Genomic DNA, 21,557 nt, shown 5'->3' with positions numbered 1-21,557 from the left:
GAACCTTCCCCGAGGACAAGGAGCCCGTCCTGTCCCGTCCGCCGCCGCCCTTCGACGCGCAGAGCACGATCACGAAGGTCCGCCTCGCCGACGACGGGCTGATGCGCTATCGGCACAGCAGCATCAACGCGTTGCCGATCGCGGAATCGGACCGCGAGTTTCACTGGCCCCTCGGGCGCCGGCCGGACGACCATCCGGGCCTGAGCCATTTCGGCTTCTGACCGTTCGGCCGGGACGCCGACGCGGCGGGCCGGATCGGGCGTGAGCGTCGCGACCCGGCCGCGAGAACCCGGAGCGAGGCTATGGATCGGTGGCAGGCCATGCGCATCTTCGCGAAGGTCGCCGAGACGGCGAGCTTCGCGCAGACCGCCCGCCTCCTGCACATGAGCCCGCCGGCCGTGACGCGCGCCGTGGCGGCACTCGAGGAGACCATCGGCGCCCGCCTCCTGATCCGGACGACCCGCTCCGTGAAGCTCACGGAAGCGGGCAGCCGGTACTACGAGGATTGCCGGCGGATCCTGGCCGACATCGCCGAGGCGGAATCGGCGGCGGCCGGCTCCAACGCGACGCCGTCGGGCACGCTCGCGGTGACGGCCTCGGTCTTGTTCGGACGGATGCACGTGCTCCCGATCGTCACCGACTACCTCGACACCTACCCGACCATGGTGGCGCGGACCCTCTTCGTCGACCGGCCGGTCAGCATGGTGGAGGAGGGAATCGACGTGGCGATCCGCATCGGCCACCTGACCGATTCTGGGTTCACGGCCGCTCGGGTCGGGTCGGTGCGCCACGTCATCTGCGGCGCCCCGGACTACTTCGCGCGGCACGGCGTGCCGGCGACCCCGGCGGATCTCAAGCGCCACCGGATCGCCGTCTCCACCGGGGCCTTCGCGTCGCCGGAGTGGCGGTTCAGCCGGAACGAGCGGGTGGTCGTCCGCCCCACTCTGGAGGGCAACACCAACGAGGTCTCGATCGGCGCCGCACGGTCGGGCTGGGGGCTGGCGCGTGTCTTGAACTACCAGATCGGCCCGGACCTGCGGGACGGCCACCTGCAGATCGTGCTCGCCGACTACGAGGAAGCGCCGCTGCCGGTCCACGTCCTGTACCCGGAAGGCCGGCACGCGCCCGCGAAGGTGCGGACGTTCGTCGATCTGGCCGTAGCGCGGCTGCGCGCCAACCGGACGCTGAACTGAGAGCAGCCCGGATCGACGACGGTCGCATTGGTCGCAGCCGCGGCCGGGGAAAGGATGGCTCAGTCTTAGGTTAGTTTTTTAGGATCTTCCGCATCTTCTGCGGGCAATGGGGGCCCATACGTGACGAGACCCGAGCGCGCGACCGTGGGCAACCGCCCCTCAGCGGCCATTCGCCTGAATGTCGACGCGGTGGCGCTCTGAGAGGAGTCAGGCGCATGGATCAGTGGACCCGCCTGGATCCCGTCTACGATTCCGAGGCGGCCGCGCGCGCGATCGCCGCGTCGGCGCCCGCGCGCGCCGACGCCCAGGATCACGACGACGGCTTCCCACTGGATGACATCGCCGATCTCGCCCGCCTGGGGCTGCTCGCCGCGCCCGTGCCGGTGGATCACGGCGGCGCGGGCCTCGGGACGGAGCCGGGCGCCGGTGCCCTGGCGGAGGTTCTGCGGCTGGTCGGCTACGGAAGCCTCGCTCTCGGCCGGCTCTACGAGGGTCACGTCAACGCCCTCCAGCTCGTCGCCCGGTACGGCTCACCCGCCCAGCGCGTCCGCCTGTTCGCCGACGCGCGCGCCGGCCACCTGTTCGGTGTCTGGAACACCGAGCCGGGGGAAGGCGGCCTCACGATCGAGGCCTCGGACGTCGACGGCCATCTCCGCGGCGTGAAGACCTTCGCGTCGGGCGCCGGCTTCGTCACCCGCGCCCTCGTCACCGCCCGGCATCCGGGACAGGGCGGCACGGCGATGATGGTGGTGCCGCTCGACGCCGGCACGCGGTCCGATCTCTCGGCGTGGCGGGCGCAGGGCATGCGCGCCTCGGCGACCGGCACGATCGACTTCACCGGCCTCGCCTTCGCGGCCGACGATATCCTCGGCCAGCCCGACGATTACTTCCGGCAGCCGGCCTTCTCGGGCGGCGCGTGGCGCTTCGCGGCGGTGCAGCTCGGCGGCATCGAGGCCGTGTTCGATGCCTGGCGCGGCCATCTGCGCCGCCTCGGCCGGGGGAGCGATCCGCACCAGCTGGCGCGCCTCGGCGAGGGCGCCATCGCGGTCGAGGGCGCGCGTCTCTGGGTCGAGCGCGGGGCGCAGGTCGCGTCGGACGCGGCGAGGCCGCCGGAGCGCGTCGTCGCCTACATCAACCTGGTCCGACTCGCGGTCGAGCGCGCCGGCCTCGACATCCTCCAGCTGGCCCAGCGCTCGGTCGGCCTCCAGGGCTTCCTGCGCGGCCATCCGCTGGAGCGGCTGTCGCGCGATCTCGCCACCTACCTGCGCCAGCCCGGACCGGATCACGCGCTCACCAGCGCGGCCTCCGAGATCCTGCGCGGGGACGGCCTGGCCGGTGACCTCTGGACCGAGAACGCCGCGTGACGGGGCAGAGCGGCCACGCCACCGCATCGCGGACCGTCTGGCTGGACACGCCGGAGCGGTACGGCCGCGTCAGCCGCGGCTTCCACTGGGTGATGGCGGCCCTGTTCGCCTGGCAATTCACCGGGGCGCTGCTCTACGTCACGATCGGCGATGCGGCGCTCACCCGCCTCGTCGGCGGCAGCCACTTCACCCTCGGCTTCACCCTGTTCGTGCTCGTGCTCCTGCGCGGAGTGTGGGGCCTCGCGAATCTTCACCGGCGCCCCGCCCATCCGGGCGCGCCGGGGCGCGCGGTCGCGGCCGGTCACGGCCTGATCTATCTCCTGATGGTCCTGGTCCCGAGCCTCGCGCTGCTGCGCCAGTACGGATCGGGCAAGCCCTTCGCGCCCTACGGCATCCCGGTGATGCCGGCGCGCGAGACGAAGATCGAGTGGATGATGCTGCCCGCCGACCTGTTCCACTACTGGCTGGGCTTCACGCTCCTCGTCGTCGTGCTCGGCCACGCCGCGATGGCGTTCCTGCACCGCAGGCTCTGGAACGAGACCGTCCTGACCCGCATGACCTGACCGGCGGCGGGCCCGCGGGACGCGATCCTCAGACCGTCGCCTCCGCCGCGGCGGACGCGCGGTCGGGCAGCGGCGCGTCCAGCGTGAAGACCACGCCGCGGGGGCGGTACTCGATCTCGGCCGAGCCGCCCATCTCGGCGGCCAGCGCCCGCTCGATGAGGCGCGTGCCGAACCCGCCGCGGGCCGGTGCCGTCACCGCGGGTCCGCCGACCTCCTCCCAGCGGAACCAGAGACGGGCCGGCGTCGCCCCGTCGACCACGTCCCAGTTCAGGACCACTCGCCCCCGGTCGTTCGACAGGGCGCCGTACTTCACGGCGTTGGTCGCCAGTTCGTGCAGCGCCATCGTGAAGGCGAGCGTCAGGCGCGGCGTCAGCCACACCTCCGGTCCGTTGATCAGGAAGCGCTGTCCCGCCCCGCCCCGGAACGCCTGGAGGGTGCCCTCCACGATGACGTCGAGCGTGGCCCCGATCCAGCTCTGGCGGGTCAGGACGTCGTGGGCCGCCGAGAGCGAGTGCAGCCGCGCGTCGAGGGTCCTGTGCGCCTCCTCCAGGGAGGCGGCGTTGCGCAGGGTCTGGTGCGCGATCGACTGCATGGTCGCCATCGAGTTCTTCACCCGGTGGTTCAGCTCGTCGGCCAGGAGGGCGCGGTGCTCCTCCGCGCGCTTGCGCTCGGTCACGTCGATGGAGACGCCGGCCATGCTCAGCGGCTGCCCGACCGAGTCGTAGAAGGTCTGACCCCGGATCTGCAGCCAGCGAAGCTCGCCGCCGGGCGTGCGCGCCCGGTACTCGATGTCGTAGTCGCTGTGCTCGCGGATCGAGGTCTGCACCGCCGCCTGCATGCGCGGCCGGTCCTCGGGCTCGATCGCGGCGATCAGGTCCTCGTAGCTGAACGCCTCGCCCGGCACCCGCCCGAAATTCTCCTTGCAGGTCTCGGAGGCCACGAGCCGCATGTCGGCGAGATCGAGAGTCCACGAGCCGAAACGTCCGGCCTTCAGGATGAATCGCAGCCGCTCCTCGCTGCGGGTGAGGTCGCTGGTGCGGCGCTCGATCTCCTGCTCGAGCGCCTCCCGGTCGCGCTGCATCCGCGCGAGCTTCTCCCGCTCCAGCGTCACGTCGAACTGCGACGCGAAGAAGTAGGTGAGCTCCCCGTCGCGATCGAAGACCGGCGAGATCAGCAGCCGGTTCCAGAAGAGCTCGCCGTTCTTCTTGTGGTTCAAGAGCTCGATCTCGATCGGCACGCGGCGGGCGATCGCCACCCTGATCTTCGCGATGTCGGCCTTGCTGGTCTCGGGCCCCTGAAGGAACCGGCAGTTCCGGCCGATGATCTCGTCGTGGCCGTACCCGGTCAGCTTGGAGAAGGCGGCATTGACGAAGACGATGGGGTTGTCCGGCTGATGGGGATCGGTGATCAGCATCGGCATCCGCGTCGCCCGGACGGCGGAGACGAAGGGGTCGGTGCTCGCGTCGGTGCGGGCGAATTCCGCCTCGAAACGCGTGCGTTCCTGCTGATCCGTCAATGCCCGGTCGCCCCTGTCACGACTCGCCGATGGCGGCCTTCGGCCCTCGTGGCGTGGCTGTACCACAGCGGGGATCGCTTGTGCGCAATCATGATGCGGTCCGAGACGCCGCAGGGGGTCGCGACGCCTCGCCCGATCGGACCCGGGAAGAGGCCCGCCGCTACACCGCGGCCCGACCGGGGCCGAACCCGGCCGGCGGGCGCGAGCCGAGATGGTCCCGCAGCGTCCGGCCCTCGTACTCGGTGCGGAACAGGCCGCGCCGCCGCAGCTCCGGCAGGACCAGCGCGATGAAGTCGTCGAGGCCGCCGGGCAGCGTCGGCGGCATGATGTTGAAGCCGTCCGCCCCGCCGGCCCGGAACCGCGCCTCCATCTCGTCCACGATCTGGGCCGGCGTGCCGACGATCTGCGAGTGGCCGCGCGCGCCGGCGATGCGCAGGTAGAGCTGGCGCAGGGTCAGGCCCTCGCGGCGGGCGAGGTCGAACATGAGTTGCTGGCGGGACTTGATGCCTTCGGTCTCGGGCAACTCCGGCACCGGCCCCTCGGGATCGTAGCCCGACAGATCGTGGCCGCCGATCATGCGACCGAGCAGCGCCAGCCCGACCACCGGGTCGATCAGGTCCTGCAGCGCCTCGAACTTCGCCCGCGCCTCGGCCTCGCTGCGCCCGACGACGGGGAACAGGCCGGGCATGATCTTGAGGTCATCCGGCGCACGACCGAAGCCGGGCATGCGCCCCTTGAGATCGCCGTAGAACTCGACCGCCTCCTCCAGAGTCTGGTTAGCGGTGAAGACGATCTCGGCGGTCCGCGCCGCGAGGTCCTTGCCGGGCCCGGAAGCGCCGGCCTGCACCAGCACGGGCTGGCCCTGCGGCGTCCGCGAGATGTTGAGCGGACCGCGGACCTCGAAATGCTTGCCCCGGTGATCCAGCGGGCGGAAGCCGTCCGGCTTCGAGAACTGGCCGCTCGCGCGGTCGATGATCACGGCGCCGTCGTCCCAGGTGTTCCAGAGGCCGAGGACCACGTCCGCGAATTCCTCGGCGCGCTCGTAGCGGTCGGCGTGACGGCCGATCCGGTCGCCGCCGAAATTCGCCGCCTCCGCGTCGGTCGCGGAGGTCACGAGGTTCCAGCCGGCGCGCCCGCCGCTGAGATGGTCGAGGGAGGCGAACCGGCGCGCGACGTTGAAGGGCTCGTTGAAGCTGGTGGAGGTGGTGGCGACGAGACCGATCCGGCGCGTCACCGCCGCAAGGGCCGACAGCAGCGTCAGCGGCTCGAAATGGGTCGAGCGCGCGGTGCGCTCGCTCGACCGCAGGTCGAGGTCGCGGATCCCGCTCCCGTCCTCCAGGAAGATAAGGTCGAACTTCGCGGCCTCGGCGCGCTGCGCCCAGCCGACGTAGCGCTCCAGGACGAGCCCGCCGTCGGCCTCGCTGGAGGGATGGCGCCAGCCGGCGACGTGGTGGCCGGTCGCGTAGAAGAACGCGCCGAGGCGCAGGGTATCCTGTCTCATCGAACCGACCGTCATCGTGCCTGATCCGCTCCGTGCCTTCCGCGCGGGCCGGTGTCCAGCCGAACCGTGCGCACGGGCGGACCCCGCGTCGCGCACGGCTCATCCGCCGCACCGGAACTCCGGCCGGGCGGCCGGAGCCTCAGCGCGGGACTGCGGCGTCCGGCGCGTTGTCGGCGGGGAGGTCGCGCAGGTCGGACGAGGCGTAACGCCCGTGCCGGGCCGCCAGCGAGCCCCTTGCCTCCTGCATCGGCAAGAAGGCTGCGAATCCGACCGGCTCGGCCACGTCGTGGTAGATCGCCTCCATACCGCCGCGCATGTGGTAGGTCTCGTGCCAGATGCCGACGCCGCGCGTGTCGCGCAGGAAATCCCGCCACCAGATCCGGTGCGGCTCGGACTTGGACCACGCGACCATGCTGTCCATGTCCCGCCAATACCAGCGCATGCCGACATGGAGCGGGCGCAGGCTGAAGATGATGTTGTTCTCGTAGTGCAGGAGGCCCTCTGGCCGCGCCGCGCCGACCCTGTCGATCCGCGGCCCGAAGCCGAGCAGGGTCTTCACGCCGGCCAGGGTGCGGACTTTCATCCCGAGATAGATCACGACGAGGTCCGGGTAGCCCGAGAAGTCCGGGACCGCGTGTCGCCGGTTCGCGCCCATGATCGCGCCCTCATTCGCCGGCCGGTCCTGGCGGGCCCTGAGTGTCGAGAATAGGCGACGCCGCGGTCGGTGAGCAATATTCGTGGACCGCGTTGCTTACGACCCGCGACGTCCGGCAGTATCGGACGAACCCGGTCGACCTCCGTCACGGCCGCCGCGCGGCAGGCGCGATCCGGGCGGACGCTCCCGCGCGCGCCGCCGCGGAGATCCTCGAGGTTCGTGCCGACCGCCTCGGAGATCTCCGCTCCGTCGCCGGATCGTTCGGGATCGCGCGCGGCTCAGCGCGTGCGCGCCCCGCAATCCGGGCCATTCTGCCGGGAGCGCGGCCAGGCGCGGGTGCGGATGTACTGTTCGACCACGAGAGCCCCTCCTCCAAGAACAACCACAGCGAGAATGGCTTCGCGGAAAGTGCCAGGATCGATCATCGTCTCGACTCCCTGAAGTGAATCGCCCCTACCGGGGCCTGAGAGCTCTTCAACTCTGCTCCCCCTCGTCAATACCTGACCGCTTCTCGGGTTGCGATGCCTAGCTGACAATTGCCCTTCGACGACGTGAACATTCTGTAAGACTGAGGATCGAGAGAGCGGCGCGTCGGCGCCGAGCGCGCGGCCGGACAATGGGCCCGTCCACCGCGTGCGCCGGCCGACTGGCATCGTGTCGACGGCGCAAGGCCTTCGACATTTCGCGCGACGCGCCCGTGTCGGATGCTAGGATCCGACGATGCAGCAGCAGATCTCGGTCATCACGCTCGGCGTCTCATCGCTCGGCCGATCGCGCGCCTTCTACGGCGACGGCTTCGGCTGGGCTCCCGTGTTCGAGAACGAAGAGATCGTCTTCTACCAGATGAACGGGTTCATGCTCGGAACCTGGCAGAACCCCAACCTCGACCAGGACATGCGGCGCGCGAGCGAACCGAGCCCGAGCGCGTTCTGCCTCGCCCACAACGTCCCGAACCGCGGCGACGTCGCGCCCACCATCGCGCGGCTCGTCGCGGCGGGCGGGACGCTCCTGCGCGCGGCCGACGAACCGCCCCACGGCGGATTCCGCGGATATCTGAGCGATCCGGACGGACATGCCTGGGAGATCGCCTGGAACCCGGCCTGGCGGATCGATGAACGCGGTCGGGTGACGTTCGGACTCTGAGCGGGCGCGGAGGCCGCCGAGGAGATCGGCCGTGCCGGGAAGGCCGCGCCTCAGAGGCGGGTGAGCCGCAGGCGCCACCCGGACGAATCCGCGACGATGGCCGGGTCGAGGGCCGGATCGGGCGGCCGCGCCGCGGCCGGCGCGGCCGTCGGAGGCTCCGCCACGGCGATGTCGGCGGACGGGACGCGGCCGGAGACGCAGCCGCAGAGGGGCAGCGGCAGGGCGAGTGCCGCGACGGCGACAGACCGGATCGGTACGGTCCACCCGCGGATCGGCGAGCCGGCCTCGACCGCGCGGGAGACCGCGGCGCTCCGTCCTCGGCGCGGAGCGCGTCCGGAAACGGGTCCCGGCGGACGGCCTGGAGCAGCGCCGCGGTGGGGCCGGGTGCCCGACGCGGACATGGCCCGGCCCCGGCACTCGGCCTCAGGCGCCCGCCGGGCCGCGGCTCACGTGGCCGCCCAGAAGGAGCGCCTTGGCGGCCGCGTCGATCCGGCCGAGCCACTTCTCCGCCGTCTCCGCGCGCAGGTCGGCGACGCGGACCTGCTCCTCGGCGGCCCGAACCCAGGCTTCGGCCTCCGCGCGGATCGTCCGGACGCGCGCCTCGGCCTCCGCGCGGATGTCCTGCACCTGGGCGTCCGCCTCGGCCTGGACGCGCTGCAGCCGGATATCGGCGCGGGCCTCGACCTCGCGGACGCGCATCTCGGATAGTTGCAGGCGGTGCCGGGTCTCCGCCAGCGCGCGCTGCGCGGCGGCCAGGGCGGCCTCGTGCGACATGCTCTGCTCCTGCAGGCGCTGCTTCTGCGCTTCGGCGCGGCCGGCCATGCCGGTGATGATGTCGAGCGTGCTCATCCAGTCCGACACCGCCTCGGACTCGCAGAGGACCGGCGCGGGACCCGCGTCGTTGACCGCGGGTTCCGGCAGGATCGGCGGGTGCGCGACGGGCTCGATGCGCGGCGCGGACAGCGCGGCCGGCCCCTCGACCGTGTCGAACGTCGGCTTGAGCTTCAGGATCTCGGCGGACGGTCCCTCGACGAAGCGGTCCAGGCTGTCGGCGACCTGCGAGAGGATGTGGGACCACGTGGCTGTGGGGGCCGCGACCATGATGGCTCTACCCTGGCGGGATTTTGGCAATAGCTAATACAATCTTCGGTATGGTTAATGGGTGGTTAATCGGCGGCGCGGCGGCGCGAATCCTGGACAGTTCGTGGCGGCCCAATCAGTCTCGGCAGGCCCGGACGGGAAGGCTCGACAATCTTCCGCCGGTTCGGTTCCAGTCTCCGAGGCGCTTCGAGCGGTTTCGGCAGGATATCGACCGCCGACGACCGGACTCCCGGACCGGCCGCGCTCGGGCCGGCGTCATCGCGCGGCCTGCGTCGCGGGCGCGGCCTGGATGATCGGCGCGGCCGCGGCCAGGATGGACGCGGCGTCGCGGTCGAGGGGCGGATAGATGCGCGTGCCGTTGATGATCCGCTTCGTCGCCTTCGCGGCGGCGCCCGACGAGACCAGCGTGCCGCGATCCCAGCCGGCGGTGTAGACCGCCCCCCAGGCGCCCAGATCCAGCACGGTGACGTAGTCGGGCGCGGCGAAGCGCAGCCGCCGCTCCGGCCGGCCGGCGAGATCGCAGACCGCGTTGAAACCCGCGAACCGACCCATCGGCCGGGCGTGCTGGCACGACATCACCGTGCGATGACCGGCATCGTCCGCCGCAGCCGAGGCGATGTCGCCGGCCGCGTAGACGCCAGCGAGCCCCTGGACGGCCAGGAAGGCGTCGACGGGCAGGCGCCCGAGCGGGTCGAGGGGGAGGCCGAGCGTACCGCCCAGCGGGCTCGCCCGCATGCCGGTGGCGCAGACACTCGTCCACGCCGGCAGGCGCGTCCCGTCCGCCAGCGTCACCCCGGCGCGATCGACGGCACCGACCCGCGCACCGCCGATGCAGGTCACGCCGGCATCGCGCAAGGCCTCGCGGATCCCCGGCAGGGCCGCCGCGCCCATGGCGCTCCCGACCTCGCGCGCGTGGTCGAGCAGGATGGTCCGCACCGGACCCGTGGCCCCGGCCCGGTCCCTGGCAGCGGCGAGCCGGGCGGGCAGCTCGCAGGCGAGTTCCAGTCCCACCAGGCCGCCGCCGATGACGACGGCGGTCCAGCGGCCGGCCTCATCCGGCCCGCCCGGGTCACCGAGACGATCGAGATGCGCCGCGAGGGCCTGGGCCCCCGCGAAGGTGTCGACATCGAAGGCGCCCGCGATTCCCGGGATCTCGGGGCGCCACAGCAGGCTTCCGGCGGCGAGGATGAGGCGGTCGTACGCCAGCGTCTCGACGACGCCCGACGACGCGGCGGACGACACCGCGGACGCCGCCGCGGACTCGACCGTGACCGTGCGCGCCGCGGGGTCGATGTCGATCGCGCGCGCCTCGCGGCGTTCCACGCCGATCGGCCCGAGCACGTCGTCGAGGGGCACGCGCAGGTCGCCGAGATCGGCCTCGTAGCAGCGGACCCGGATGACGTGGAACGGGTCCGGCGCGATCACCGTGACCGCGACGCAGTCGCCGAGGCCGAACTCGGTCCGGGCGCGCGCCGCGGCGGCGGCGGCCCACAGACCGGCGAAGCCGCCGCCGATCACGACGATTCTCGAGACCATGGCAGATTTCCCCCCGTGCCAGAGACATCGAACTCTGCACGTCGCTCGGCGATGCGGCAACGGTTACAGTCCTGGCGCGGGCGCGGATCGCTTCCGACAGTCGAGCGCCGGCGGTTCAACCGTCGTGGCAGCCGCCACCCTGGCGCGCCTTCGGGCGCCGGAAGGACCCGTCAGCCCGAAGCCGCGGTCTCACGTGAGTGCGGGCGGCGCGGCTCCAGCGTGGCCGCGGCGCGGCCCGGGAGGACAGACGCCGTTCCTCGCGCGCGCGGACGCGTAATTTCTTCTCGTCCTGGGTCGGCCGACCGAAAATTCTTGCTTCGACGCCGTGAAGTAGAGAAAGCCCTTTTGTTGACTCCGCGACCGGCCGACAGGATCTTGTATTCACAGTCACGCCGAGGGCCGCGCAGGTACGATGAAGACGCAGGGGCGGACCGGGCGTGATCCCGCAGCCGGGGGATGTGTCGGCGCGGATCGCGCGATCGGGGCGGTCCCGGGTCTCGGACGCGCCGGATGCGCCCGGCCGATCGTCTCGCCGACGGCGCCGCGCCCCTGAACCCAGCCGCCCGGACGAGACCGCTCGGGACCGCGCCGCGGCGCGGATCCCCTGCCCCGCGCCGGCCCCGCACCCCGCCCTCCGTTTCGCCACGACATCAGGCCCGACCATGCGCTCCACCCGCCGATCCCTCCTGGCCGCCGGCCTCGCCCTGGCCTGCCTCGGCGCGCTCGCGCCGCGCGAGGCCCGCGCCGACGACCCGAAGGAGATCCGCCTGGACTGGGCGACCTACAACCCGGTCGGCCTGCTCCTGAAGGAGAAGGGCTTCCTGGAGGAGGCGCTGGCGCCGCGGGGCATCAAGGTCCGCTGGGTCCAGTCGCTCGGCTCCAACAAGGCCCTGGAGTTCCTGAACGCCGGCGCCATCGATCTCGGGTCGGCGGCCGGCGCGGCGGCCCTCGTGGCGCGCATCAACGGCAACCCGATCAAGGCGATCTACGCCTACTCGCGCCCCGAATGGACGGCGCTCGTGACCCGCAAGGACAGCGGCATCACCAAGCCCGCCGACCTGAAGGGCAAGCGCGTCGCCGTCACCCGGGGCACCGATCCGCACATCTTCCTGATCCGCGCGCTCCAGGGCGCCGGCCTCACCGAGCGCGACGCCAAGCTCGTGCTGCTGCAGCACGCGGACGGGCGGACCGCCCTCGACCGCGGCGACGTCGATGCCTGGGCCGGCCTCGACCCGATGATGGCGGCGGCCGAGATCGAGAACGGCGACGTGCTGGTCTACCGCGACGCCGCGGCGAACACCTGGGGCCTGCTCGACGTCCGGGAGGACTTCGCCACCGCCCATCCCGACCTCGTCCGGACGGTGATCGCGGCCTACGAGCGGGCGCGCGCCTACGCGCTGGCCAACCCGCAGGCGCTCGCGGCGGCCCTCGTGGCGGCCACCAAGCTGCCCGAGCCGGTGATCGCCCGGCAGCTCGAGCGGACCGACCTCTCCCAGCCGGCGATCGGCCCGGCCCAGGCGCAGTCGATCAAGGCGGCCGGCACCGCCCTGCAGCAGGCCGGGATCATCCCGGCGGGCACCGACGTGTCCGCCGCCGTCGACGGGCTGCTCGACACGCGCTTCAATCCCGTCGCCGGACAGTGAGCGGCCGCGTGCCGCTTCTGCGGCGGGGCGGTCGCGCCGGCCTGGGTCTGCTGCTGCCGCTCGTCCTGGCGATCGGCTGGGAGATCGCGGTCGCGAGCGGCGCGGCGTCGGGGCGGCTGCTACCGCCGCCGAGCCGGATCGCCGCGACCCTCTGGGCCCTGGCCGTCTCGGGCGATCTCTGGATGCATGTCGAGGCGACCCTCGTGCGGGTCGGCCTCGGCTTCCTCTGCGGCGCGGCGGCCGGGATCCTGGCCGGCGCCCTCGTGGCCACGGTCCCGCCGCTGCGCTGGCTCCTCGACCCGAGCCTGCAGGCGCTGCGGGCCGTCCCGTCGCTCGCCTGGGTGCCGCTCTTCATCCTGTGGTTCGGCATCCTGGAGACGCCGAAGGTCCTCTTGATCGCCGTCGGGGTGTTCTTCCCGGTCTATGTCGGCGTCTCGGGCGCGATCGCCTCGGTCGACCGCAAGCTGGTCGAGGTCGGCCGGATCTTCCGCCTGTCCCGCCTCGCCCTCGCGCGCCGGATCCTGCTGCCGGCCGTGCTGCCGGCGACCCTGGTGGGCCTGCGCACGGGGCTCGGCCTCGGCTTCCTGTTCGTCGTGGCGGCGGAGCTGATGGGCGCCTCGGAGGGGCTCGGCTACCTGCTGGTGGACGGCCAGCAGTTCAGCAAGCCCGATCAGATCGTGGCGGCGATCATCGCCTTCGCCCTCGTCGGCAAGGCGGCCGACATGGCCCTGGTCACGCTGACAGCCCCCCTGACCCGGTGGCAGGATACCGTGCGGGACAGCCTGTGACCGCGGCGCCGGTGCGGACGCGCGCCGCGGACCGGGAGGCCGCCCCGCGCCGCGATCCCCACGCCACGCCCGCCGAGAGACGCCCGTGCTGACCGTCGACGACCTCTCCAAGACCTACGCGGACGGCACGCAGGCGCTCGCGGGCATCGACCTGTCGGTCGAGCAGGGCGAGATCGTCGCGCTGATCGGCGGCTCGGGCTGCGGGAAGACGACCCTGCTCCGGCTGATCGCGGGGCTCGACCACGCGAGCGCGGGCGCCGTCGCGGTCGACGGCGAGACGATCCGCGCGCCCCATCCGAGCGTGGGCGTGGTCTTCCAGGAGCCGCGCCTGCTGCCCTGGCTCGACGTGGCCGGCAATGTCGGCTTCGGCCTCGCCGACCTGTCCCGGTCCGAGCGCCGCGCCCGCGTCGCCCACGCCCTGGAGCGCGTCGGGCTCGCCGAGCACGGCGGTCGCTGGCCGCGGGAGCTGTCCGGCGGCCAGCAGCAGCGCGTGGCGATCGCCCGCGCCTTCGTGGCGCGGCCGCGGGTGCTGCTCCTCGACGAGCCGTTCTCGGCCCTCGACGCCTTCACCCGCAAGGGGCTGCACGACCAGCTCCTCGGTCTCTGGGCCGAGTCGAAGCCGACGATCCTGATCGTCACGCACGATGTCGGGGAGGCCGTCACCCTGGCCGACCGGGTGGTGGTGATGCGCCCGCGGCCCGGGCGCCTCGACGAGACCGTCCCGGTCGCGCTCGCCCGGCCGCGCGAACCGGTGGCGGCGACCTACGAGGAGGCCGTGCGCCGCGTGCTCGCCGCCCTCGACCACTCCCTGCGCCCGGCGACGAGCAGCCGGCCGCCCGCGCCCGAGACCCGCGCGAGCTGGTGGTAGGGCCGCCGGCGAACCGCGGCCTCAGGACCCGACCGCGGTCAGTTCCAGATCCGCGGGGTCCGCGCGCCGGAACCGGGCGTAGCGCAGCGCCATCACCGGCAGGACCAGCAGGTTCAGCACCGTCGAGGTGATCAGGCCGCCGAGGATCACGAGGGCCATCGGGCCCTCGATCTCGCGGCCGGGCTCCCCGGCCCCGAGCGCCAGCGGCAGCAGGCCGAGGCCCGTCACCAGGGACGTCATCAGGATCGGCACCATCCGGTCCGCGGCGCCCGCCGCCGCCGTGGCGGTGTCCCAGGCGCGCCCGTCCCGGGTGACCATCTGCTCGTAATGGGCGATCAGCATCACGCTGTTGCGCAGCGAGATGCCCGACAGGGTCACGAAGCCGACGATCGAGCCCAGCGACAGCACCCCGCCGGTGAGCGCCACGGCCGCGACGCCGCCCACGAAGGCGAAGGGCAGGTTGACGAGGACGAGGAGCAGGTTCGCCGCCGAGCCGGTGACGATCGCCAGCAGGACCACGATGCCGAAGCCGGCCATCCCGGCATGGACCAGCAGGTCGCGGCGGGCGGCCGCCTGCGCCTCGGCGGCGCCCGCGAAGGTCACGTAGACCCCCTCCGGCAGCCGCACCTCGCGGGCGATCTTGCGCTTGGCCGCCGCCACGAAGCCCGCGACGTCGCGGTCGGCGACGTTGGCGGTCACCGCCTGCACCCGCTGCGCGCCGAGATGCTGGACTTGGTAGCGGCCGGCGCTCTCGTAGACGTCGGCGACCTGCGACAGCCGGACGTAGCGCCCGCCCGGCGTCCGCAGGGGCAGGTCGCCCACCGCGCTGAGGCGGTCCCGCACGCGGGCGTCGAGGATCACCAGCACGTTGAACACGGCGTTGCCGCGATAGGTCTGGCCGACCGTGTCGCCCTGGTAGGCGGTGCGCACGGCCTCCAGCACCTCCACGGGGTCGAGCCCCCAGTGCCGCAGGTCCACCGGGCGCAGCGCCACCGTGACCTGCGGCAGCCCGGCCGGCGAGGCCTGCTGGACGTCCCGGGCGCCCTTCACCTCCGAGAGTTCCTGCGCCACCGAGCGGGCGGCCGCCTCGATCCGGTCGAGGTCGCTGCCGACCACGTTGACCACGACCGGCGCGGTGAAGCCCGAGACCGTCTCCTCGATGCGCTCGGTGAGGAAGGTCTTGAGCGAGAAGGCGGCCCCCGGGAAGCCGGCGATCAGCTGCCGGATGGCGCCCTCGACCCGGCGCTGGGCGGCGCCGTCGAGCCCGGGCTCGAGGTCGATGTGGATCTCGCTGTAGTGCGGCCCGGCGGTGTCCTCGGCGGCCTCGGCCCGGCCGATCTGCGCCGCCACGGCGCGCACCCCGGGGATCTCCTTCAGGTCGCCGGTGATCAGCGTCCCGAGCCGCTCCGATTCCTGCAGCGCGGTGCCGGGGATGGCGACCATGTGCAGGATCATGTGCCCCTCCTTCAGGTCGGGGAGGAACACCGCGCCGAGGGTCGGCAGGACGGCGGCGCCCGCGAGGGTGACCAGCAGGGCGCCCGCCATGGCGACCCGCGGCACCCGCCCGATCCCGGCGAGCAACCGCAGGTAGGCGGCGCGGCTCCAGCGCACCACGGGCGGATCGGGCGGCGCGGCGCCGGAGTCGCGCCCCATCCGGCCCCCGAGGAGCAGGAGCGCCAGGGCCGGCGTGACCGTGAGCGCCACGAGGAGCGAGGCGACGACGGCCGCGATGTAGGCGAGCGCCAGCGGCCCGAACAGACGGCCGGCGACGCCGGTCAGCGCCAGGACCGGCAGGAACATCAGGATCACCGCGAGGGTCGCGTAGGCGACCGAGGTCCGCACCTCCAGCATCGCGGCGAGCACCACGCGCGGCAGGCCGCGGCGTCCGCCCCGCGACTCCCGCAGCCGGCGCGCGACGTTCTCGACGCCGATCACCGCGTCGTCGACGACCTCGCCGATGGCGAGGGCGAGGCCGCCAAGGGTCATCGTGTTGAGGCTCTCGCCCCACGCCTGGAGGGCGAGGGCGGCGGCGATCAGCGACAGCGGGATCGCCGTGGCGCTGATCAGGGCCGCCCGCCAGTCCGCGAGGAAGACGAGGAGCACGACCACCACCAGCACGCCGCCGAGCGCCAGCGCCTCGATCACGTTGCCGGTGGCCACGTCCACGAAGTTCGCCGGCCGGAACAGGTCGGCCCGCAGGCTCACGCCGTCGCGCTTCAGGACCGGGCGCAGCTCGTCGAGGGCCGCCTCCAGGCGGGCGGTCACGGCGCGGGTGTCGACGCCCACCTGCGCGCCGATCATCAGCAGCACGCCGGGCCTGCCGTCCACGAGGGCCGCGCTGATCGCCGGCTCGGGCGCGGCCGTGACGGTCGCCACGTCGGAGAGCACCACGCTCGCCCCGCCGTCGTTATGGAGCACGATCTGCCCGAGCGCCTCCGGGGTGAGCGACTGCCCCTCGGTCCGGAGCAGGACGCGCTGGTTCGGCGTGTCGACGAAGCCCGCCCCGCGCACGCCGGTCCCCTTCCGGGCGGCCGTCAGGACGTCGTTGAGGCCGATCTGGAAGCGGATCAGGTCGTCGGGGCGGACCTGGATCTGCAGGGCGCGCACGCCGCCGCCGTAGATCGAGACCTGGGCGATACCGGGCACCGCCTGGAGCCGCCGCCGCACGGTCCACTCCGCGACCTGGCGCAGGTCCATGGCGTCGCGGGTCTCGGAGGTGAGACCCACGAGGAGCACGGTCAACGTCGAGGAGGTCAGCGGGGTCATGGCGGGCGCCGCCACGCCGGCCGGCATGCGGCCGGCGAGCGCCGCCAGGCGCTCGTTGACCCGCTGGCGGATGCGGTCGACGTCGCTGCCGGACCGGAACGCGGCGGTGATCACCGACAGGCCCTGGATCGAGGTGGAGCGCAGGGTCTCCAGGCCCGGCAGGCCGCCGACCGACACCTCCACGGGCTGCGTGACCAGCACCTCGACCTGCTCCGAATCGAGGCCCGGCGCCTCGGTCTGGATGGTCACGGTCGGCGGCGCGAATTCCGGGAACACGTCGTAGCGCGCCCCCGAGAGGGCGTAGAGCCCGAAGACGAGGACGGCGCAGGCGAGCGCCAGGACCACCCTGGGCAGCCGGACGGCGAAACCGACGAGGGCCGCCTGCGGACCGCCGCGACCGGCGGCAGCGGGCGGCTCAGTCATCGTCGTCGCCCACGACGCGGATGCGGCTCTTCATCTCCTCGGACAGGAGCGCCTGCGCGCCCCGCAGCACGATCTCGCTGCCGTCCGCCAGATCCTCGACCACGAAGGCGTCGGCCGACATCGGCGCGTCCGGCCGCACCGGGTGACGCACGAAGGCGCCGTCGCCGGTCCCGCGATACACCCAGGTGCCACCCTCGCCGTGGACGACGGCGTCCTCCGGCACGAGGACGCCCTTCACCGCGCGCGGCGCCGGCAGGAACGCCATCGTGCTGGTCCCGGGCAGGAGACCGCTGTCGCCGGAGACGAGATAGAAGAAGCTCTGCCCCTGGATCCGCGGATCGGTCCGCGTCGCCGGCGAGACCAGCCGGAGAGCGACCCGCTCGCTCTGCGGCGGCACCTCGGCGAAAGCGGCCTTGGGCGCCTCCGGCAGGGTCTCCCCCGGCGGCAACGTCACCTGCATGAGGAAATCGGCCCGCTCGATCAGGCGCGTCACCAGCGGCGACCGCTCGATGATCGCCTTTCCGAGCACCGGCCCCCATTCCTGGCGCGCCGTCGCCGCGAAGGTGCGCAACTGCGATTCCGCCACCGTGACCGACGCCTGATCGGTCAGGAGCGTGCCCTCGGCGGTCTCGATCTGCGCCACCGCCACCACGCCGGCGCCGAGGGTCCGCGCCCGGCGGGCGGCGCTGGCCGAGACTTCGACCCGGGCGCGCGCCGTCTGGAGCGCCGCCACGGCGCCGGCGTAGCTGTTGGTCAGCTCGGTGATGCGGGCGAGGTCGAGGACGCTGCCGTAGGCGGTCAATTCCTGGCGGTGCAGGACGGCGGGACGCGCCTCGGCGACGAGACCGATCCGGGCGCGCTCGGCCGGCGTCAGCCGGACCAGGGTCCGGCCGTCCTCGATGGCGGTGCGCGGCGCGGGAAGCTGCGCCGCCGCCGACAGGTTCTCTCGCCGCTCGGGGATCAGCGCCGCGACGCGCGCCCGGACCTCGGCGACGATCGGGCCGGCATCGGCCCGGAGGCGCTCGCCCGTCGGCGTGACCGCGAGACCGGCCGCCGCGAGCAGGACCCCTCCGATGAGCAGCAGCGCCCGGCGACCACGCACGTCGCTCTCCTCCCCTAGACCGATTGCCGAATCTACCCGGTTTCGATGCCAAATACACCCGAACTCGGCCAGCTCAAACTGTCACGCTCGGTTCCGGTCGTGGGTCGGGCCTCGAGGGTGCTCGGGAACGCGAAAGCCCGCCTCGACGGTGCGAGGCGGGCTTCCGGTCTTCTGGGATTATGTCGGTTCGGATCAGCAATCGTTGCCGGAGACCGGGGCGGTCTGCCGATCGGCGGCGGCCTTGTTCATGGCGCCGACCGTGCCGGGCGACGCGGGCTGGTTGCCGCCGGCCAGGTTCGCGGCGGCCGGATCGGTCGAGTTCGACTTGGAGCCGGCGTCCGTCTGCGCCTGACGGTCGGCGGTCTGGTTGGCGCCCACGTTGTTCATGGCACCGACCGTGCCGGGCGACGCGGGCTGGTTGCCGCCAGCGAGATTCTTGCTCGACTTGTCGACGTCGGAGCTCTTGGGATTCGATGCCTGCTGATCGGGGCTGTTCGACTTCGTGGTTCCGGTGTTGCACGGGGCCGCGAGGGCGGGCCCGGCAGCGAGGGCCAGAAGCGCAACCGCGCCGGCTAGGTGAGAGACCTTCATCAAACGCTCCTCCAAGATTTATCGATCTCCCAAGTGCCTAATCGTCCCGTGAGTTCCGTCGCGACTGCCCAGATCTTCGATTGAGAGCGGCCCGCACACCGGATTTCGGTGCCTTCGACGCGGATAAATGTATGAATTCAGACATTGGCGCCGAAGATGCCGGGCCGCTCACGTCGCGGCGGCCGATCTTCGATGCGGCATCTTATCCCACGGGGCCCGGCCGAGCCGTTTCATCGGCCCGGCGGGACCGCGCATCGATCCGGTCGTCCCCGAGCGCCGCGCCGCCGCTACCTCGTTTGGTCGAGTTCTTGAGTCCGGGATGCCCGGGATAGCGTCGACTCGCGAGGGGGCGTGTCCGCGGCAGCCTCGAGCGGTGTCAGGCCGCGGGGCGGATGGGACACCGCCTCACCCGGGGCGTCTGAGATCGAGCGATGGCGTTTCCACGACACTTGACGGGCCTCGGACACGGTCCTGCCGGCGGCCTCGCTTGGTCGCCGGGCGGGCCGTACGGAACGGATCACCGCTGGGCCCATTCGGGCGCACCGGGCGATGGCGGGGCCGAGGCCATGCCGCGGCTCGGCGTGGCCGCCGCCGCGTGGATCGTGCTGTTCCTCTTCGCCCCGGTGGTCGGCGAGCAGATCAAGCTGCCGGGCGTCGACAAGGCGATCTGGATCGGCAGCGACCTGATCGCCTTCGCGTTCCTGGTCATGCGCCGCGACCTCGCCGCCACCCTGTTCGGCAGCCGTCTGCTGCTGCTCAGCTGGCCGCTCCTGGCGATCGCGTCCGCCCTGTGGTCCCTCACGCCCGGCCTCTCGGCCTATCACGGGCTCCAGCTGCTCGCGACGATCGTGGCCGGCATCACCCTGCGGACGACGATGGGCCTGTCCCGCCTCGTCAGGATCGTCTTCCTGGGCCTCCTGGCGGGACAGCTCCTGTCGGCCTTTCTCACGGTGGCGGCGCCTGCCCTGACGCGCGGGACGGACGGCAACTGGGCCGGGATCTACTCGCACAAGAACGTCCTCGGATCCCTGTCGAGCCTCCAGATCCTCTGCGCGGCCTGCCTGTTCCTGCAGGGCTGGAACCGTCTCCTGACCGCGTTCGGATTCTGCCTGGCCCTGGCGCTCCTCGTGTCGACGCACTCGGCCACCGCCCTGGTAGCGGCCGCCGCGGGTCTGTTGCCGCTCGCCGCGATCTTCGCGTGGCGCCAGGGCAAGCACGTGACGGGCTTCTGCCTCGGCATCGCCATCGCCCTGGCGGGCGTCGGGATCCTCGTCGTCGCCGCGCGGGGCGCCGACATCTCGGCGAGCGTGCTGTCGGATCTCGGCAAGGACACCACGCTGACCGGCCGCACCATCCTCTGGCAGTTCGGCCTCGACCAGTTCTGGCGGGAGCCGCTCATCGGCATCGGCTACAAGGCCTACTGGGAGAGCCCGCTCACCACGGCCGCCTACCTGCACTTCGTCACGAAGCAGAAGCTGTGGTTCTTCCACAACAACTTCATCGACACGGCCGTGGCGTTCGGGATCGTCGGCCTGGTCCTCTTCACGGCCGCGCTGCTCGACACCGCGCGCCGGGTGATCGCCCATTTCGCGCGCTCCTCCGGCTACGTCGAGGCATGGCCGATCCTGTTCATGAGCCAGCTCTTCGTCCTGGTCTGTTTCGAGTGCCCGCTCTTCGTCAATCACGGTCTCCACCAGCTCCTGCTGGCGGCGATCCTGCCGGTGGTGCGGTCGCCGACCGTCGACGGGAGCGACCCGGCCGCCCGCGATTGAGCTCGCAGGCCCGAGCGACGTCCGGACCCCGGCGCAGATCCGGACGGCCGGAGCCGGAGGACGCGGTCGGGAAGGATCACGGCCGCCGAACGCGGCCGGCCCGACGGGCCCCATCAGAGGTGATTACGATGTACTGCTTCGGGATCTCCCTGCCCCGGTTCCGCGAACGGCACGCCTACCTATCCCGGCACCTCGCCGAGGTGTGGGGGCCGCGCTGCGAGATCACCGGCTATGAAGGCCCGGTCCCGGATCCGAACGCCCCGTTCCAACCCGACCTGACGGCCGGGCAGATCGGGTGCGCGCTGTCCCACATGAGCGCCTACGAGCGGATGATCGCGCTCGACCTGCCGCACGCGCTCATCGTCGAGGATGACGTCGTTCTGCCGCCGCAGATCCATCAGATCGTGGCCGGCATCGAGGCCGCCTTGCAGCCGGGCGACGTCGTCCTGCTCTTCAATTGGGCCGAGACGGTCGGGCCGTTCAGCTCGGTCGACACCGTCACCATCGGCGAATACCGGTTGTGCCTGCCCATGGACATGAGCAGCCTCGGCACGGCCGCAGCCTACGTGATCACCCGGTCGGCGGCCGAGGGGATCCTGCGGGCCAACCGCCCGGTCGCGGTGACGTCGGACAACTGGGCCTACTTCTTTGAGCGCGGCGCCCTGACATGCGGTCGCGCGCTCGTCCCGAACGCCGTCTCGCGGAAACCTTTCGAGTCGACCATCTTCACGTCCCGCTCCAGGATCGCGGCCTTCCTGAAAGGCAACCCGATCCTCAAGCCCCTCTTCGCCGCGCGCCGCCGGGTCCTGGCGGGGCGGGTCGCCGCCAAGCTGACGTTCGTCGACGAGACCTCACCGCTGGCGGGACAGGCGCCGCGCTGACGCCCGTCCCACCGCGCGCAGCGGCGGGTAGAGCCCGGGGGCCGGGACGGTCGGGGTAGCCGAAAGGCGTAGGGGCGATCGCCCTCTTTGCAGCCTCTCACACCCCCGTGAAGTGCCAAGCTCTCCGGCGAGGCAGGAACCCGGGGCGGCA

Annotated in this window: 18 protein-coding genes and 1 pseudogene; 11 read left to right on the top strand and 8 right to left on the bottom strand. The window is 72.5% G+C overall.

The genetic code is table 11. From position 1 onward, the window contains the following. Window positions 1-86: 86 nt before the first annotated feature. From BMY19_RS12360 to BMY19_RS12345, 4 genes and pseudogenes are all read left to right on the top strand, one after another. Window positions 87-221: pseudogene (locus BMY19_RS12360) on the top strand (DUF1348 domain-containing protein); the annotation flags it as partial. An 81-nt stretch (window positions 222-302) separates the two neighbouring features. After that, a complete protein-coding gene (locus BMY19_RS12355) occupies window positions 303-1,193 on the top strand; it encodes a LysR family transcriptional regulator (protein WP_100251892.1) in 891 nt (296 codons plus the stop codon). 215 nt (window positions 1,194-1,408) lie between these two features. Then, window positions 1,409-2,557, top strand: coding sequence for an acyl-CoA dehydrogenase family protein (locus tag BMY19_RS12350; protein ID WP_100251891.1), 1,149 nt, complete (start codon window positions 1,409-1,411; stop codon window positions 2,555-2,557). Continuing rightward, complete coding sequence (locus tag BMY19_RS12345; protein ID WP_100251890.1) at window positions 2,554-3,120, top strand: cytochrome b; 567 nt, start codon at window positions 2,554-2,556, stop codon at window positions 3,118-3,120. The genes BMY19_RS12350 and BMY19_RS12345 overlap by 4 nt, the downstream gene beginning before the upstream one ends. A 28-nt stretch (window positions 3,121-3,148) precedes the next feature. Here the strand turns inward: BMY19_RS12345 and BMY19_RS12340 are convergent, their stop codons facing one another. From BMY19_RS12340 to BMY19_RS12330, 3 genes are all read right to left on the bottom strand, one after another. Further along, the gene (locus tag BMY19_RS12340; protein WP_100251889.1) at window positions 3,149-4,636 is read right to left on the bottom strand and encodes an HWE histidine kinase domain-containing protein; all 1,488 of its coding nucleotides are present in this window, start codon (window positions 4,634-4,636) and stop codon (window positions 3,149-3,151) included. Between the two features lie 160 nt (window positions 4,637-4,796). Beyond that, window positions 4,797-6,137, bottom strand: a complete 1,341-nt coding sequence (locus tag BMY19_RS12335) for an LLM class flavin-dependent oxidoreductase (protein ID WP_100251939.1) — start codon at window positions 6,135-6,137, stop codon at window positions 4,797-4,799. Window positions 6,138-6,276: 139 nt separating this feature from the next. After that, the gene (locus BMY19_RS12330; protein ID WP_100251888.1) at window positions 6,277-6,792 is read right to left on the bottom strand and encodes a DUF4188 domain-containing protein; all 516 of its coding nucleotides are present in this window, start codon (window positions 6,790-6,792) and stop codon (window positions 6,277-6,279) included. Window positions 6,793-6,833: 41 nt separating this feature from the next. Here BMY19_RS12330 and BMY19_RS30455 point away from each other — a divergent pair, with 41 nt between their 5' ends. Further along, the gene (locus BMY19_RS30455; RefSeq protein WP_139215631.1) at window positions 6,834-7,238 is read left to right on the top strand and encodes a hypothetical protein; all 405 of its coding nucleotides are present in this window, start codon (window positions 6,834-6,836) and stop codon (window positions 7,236-7,238) included. Between the two features lie 274 nt (window positions 7,239-7,512). Then, a complete protein-coding gene (locus BMY19_RS12325) occupies window positions 7,513-7,935 on the top strand; it encodes a VOC family protein (RefSeq protein WP_100251887.1) in 423 nt (140 codons plus the stop codon). A gap of 423 nt (window positions 7,936-8,358) precedes the next feature. Here BMY19_RS12325 and BMY19_RS12320 read toward each other — a convergent pair whose 3' ends face one another. Then, window positions 8,359-9,036, bottom strand: coding sequence for a cell division protein DivIVA (locus tag BMY19_RS12320; RefSeq protein WP_100251886.1), 678 nt, complete (start codon window positions 9,034-9,036; stop codon window positions 8,359-8,361). Between the two features lie 255 nt (window positions 9,037-9,291). Continuing rightward, window positions 9,292-10,572, bottom strand: a complete 1,281-nt coding sequence (locus tag BMY19_RS12315) for an NAD(P)/FAD-dependent oxidoreductase (protein WP_100251885.1) — start codon at window positions 10,570-10,572, stop codon at window positions 9,292-9,294. Between the two features lie 662 nt (window positions 10,573-11,234). Between BMY19_RS12315 and BMY19_RS12310 the strand changes: the two genes are divergently transcribed. The 3 genes from BMY19_RS12310 to BMY19_RS12300 all read left to right on the top strand — a co-directional run bounded on the left by BMY19_RS12310 (window position 11,235) and on the right by BMY19_RS12300 (window position 13,871). Beyond that, on the top strand, window positions 11,235-12,215 hold the full coding sequence (locus BMY19_RS12310; RefSeq protein ID WP_100251884.1) for an aliphatic sulfonate ABC transporter substrate-binding protein: 981 nt from the start codon (window positions 11,235-11,237) through the stop codon (window positions 12,213-12,215). Between the two features lie 8 nt (window positions 12,216-12,223). Beyond that, window positions 12,224-13,003 carry an ABC transporter permease gene (locus tag BMY19_RS12305; protein ID WP_244435397.1) on the top strand — a complete coding sequence of 260 codons (780 nt, stop codon included), beginning with the start codon at window positions 12,224-12,226 and terminating at the stop codon, window positions 13,001-13,003. An 85-nt stretch (window positions 13,004-13,088) separates the two neighbouring features. Then, window positions 13,089-13,871, top strand: a complete 783-nt coding sequence (locus BMY19_RS12300) for an ABC transporter ATP-binding protein (protein WP_020093080.1) — start codon at window positions 13,089-13,091, stop codon at window positions 13,869-13,871. Window positions 13,872-13,892: 21 nt separating this feature from the next. On the opposite strand, the gene BMY19_RS12295 is transcribed toward BMY19_RS12300, so the two are convergent. The 3 genes from BMY19_RS12295 to BMY19_RS12285 all read right to left on the bottom strand — a co-directional run bounded on the left by BMY19_RS12295 (window position 13,893) and on the right by BMY19_RS12285 (window position 18,753). Then, window positions 13,893-17,060, bottom strand: coding sequence for an efflux RND transporter permease subunit (locus tag BMY19_RS12295; protein ID WP_100251883.1), 3,168 nt, complete (start codon window positions 17,058-17,060; stop codon window positions 13,893-13,895). Then, the gene (locus BMY19_RS12290; RefSeq protein ID WP_042672442.1) at window positions 17,053-18,162 is read right to left on the bottom strand and encodes an RND family efflux transporter; all 1,110 of its coding nucleotides are present in this window, start codon (window positions 18,160-18,162) and stop codon (window positions 17,053-17,055) included. The genes BMY19_RS12295 and BMY19_RS12290 overlap by 8 nt, the downstream gene beginning before the upstream one ends. A gap of 192 nt (window positions 18,163-18,354) precedes the next feature. After that, window positions 18,355-18,753 (bottom strand): hypothetical protein, encoded by a 399-nt coding sequence (locus tag BMY19_RS12285; RefSeq protein ID WP_020093077.1) that lies wholly within the window; start codon window positions 18,751-18,753, stop codon window positions 18,355-18,357. A 566-nt stretch (window positions 18,754-19,319) separates the two neighbouring features. On the opposite strand from BMY19_RS12285, the gene BMY19_RS12280 reads away from it, so the two are divergent. Then, window positions 19,320-20,525: an O-antigen ligase family protein gene (locus tag BMY19_RS12280; protein WP_020093076.1), complete on the top strand. Its 1,206-nt coding sequence runs from the start codon at window positions 19,320-19,322 to the stop codon at window positions 20,523-20,525. Window positions 20,526-20,746: 221 nt separating this feature from the next. Next, on the top strand, window positions 20,747-21,406 hold the full coding sequence (locus BMY19_RS12275; protein WP_280141625.1) for a glycosyltransferase family 25 protein: 660 nt from the start codon (window positions 20,747-20,749) through the stop codon (window positions 21,404-21,406). Window positions 21,407-21,557 lie beyond the last annotated feature (151 nt).

The organism is Methylobacterium sp. UNC300MFChir4.1 (genome assembly GCF_900110155.1).
Lineage (GTDB): Bacteria > Pseudomonadota > Alphaproteobacteria > Rhizobiales > Beijerinckiaceae > Methylobacterium.
This window is presented reverse-complemented; position numbering and strand designations above follow the sequence as displayed.

Coding starts and splice junctions, on each gene's coding strand:
- BMY19_RS12355 (WP_100251892.1), top strand. CDS start 303: ATGGATCGGTGGCAGGCCATGCGCATCTTCGCGAAGGTCGCCGAGACG.
- BMY19_RS12350 (WP_100251891.1), top strand. CDS start 1,409: ATGGATCAGTGGACCCGCCTGGATCCCGTCTACGATTCCGAGGCGGCC.
- BMY19_RS12335 (WP_100251939.1), bottom strand. CDS start 6,137: ATGAGACAGGATACCCTGCGCCTCGGCGCGTTCTTCTACGCGACCGGC.
- BMY19_RS12330 (WP_100251888.1), bottom strand. CDS start 6,792: ATGGGCGCGAACCGGCGACACGCGGTCCCGGACTTCTCGGGCTACCCG.
- BMY19_RS12325 (WP_100251887.1), top strand. CDS start 7,513: ATGCAGCAGCAGATCTCGGTCATCACGCTCGGCGTCTCATCGCTCGGC.
- BMY19_RS12320 (WP_100251886.1), bottom strand. CDS start 9,036: ATGGTCGCGGCCCCCACAGCCACGTGGTCCCACATCCTCTCGCAGGTC.
- BMY19_RS12315 (WP_100251885.1), bottom strand. CDS start 10,572: ATGGTCTCGAGAATCGTCGTGATCGGCGGCGGCTTCGCCGGTCTGTGG.
- BMY19_RS12310 (WP_100251884.1), top strand. CDS start 11,235: ATGCGCTCCACCCGCCGATCCCTCCTGGCCGCCGGCCTCGCCCTGGCC.
- BMY19_RS12295 (WP_100251883.1), bottom strand. CDS start 17,060: ATGACTGAGCCGCCCGCTGCCGCCGGTCGCGGCGGTCCGCAGGCGGCC.
- BMY19_RS12285 (WP_020093077.1), bottom strand. CDS start 18,753: ATGAAGGTCTCTCACCTAGCCGGCGCGGTTGCGCTTCTGGCCCTCGCT.
- BMY19_RS12280 (WP_020093076.1), top strand. CDS start 19,320: ATGCCGCGGCTCGGCGTGGCCGCCGCCGCGTGGATCGTGCTGTTCCTC.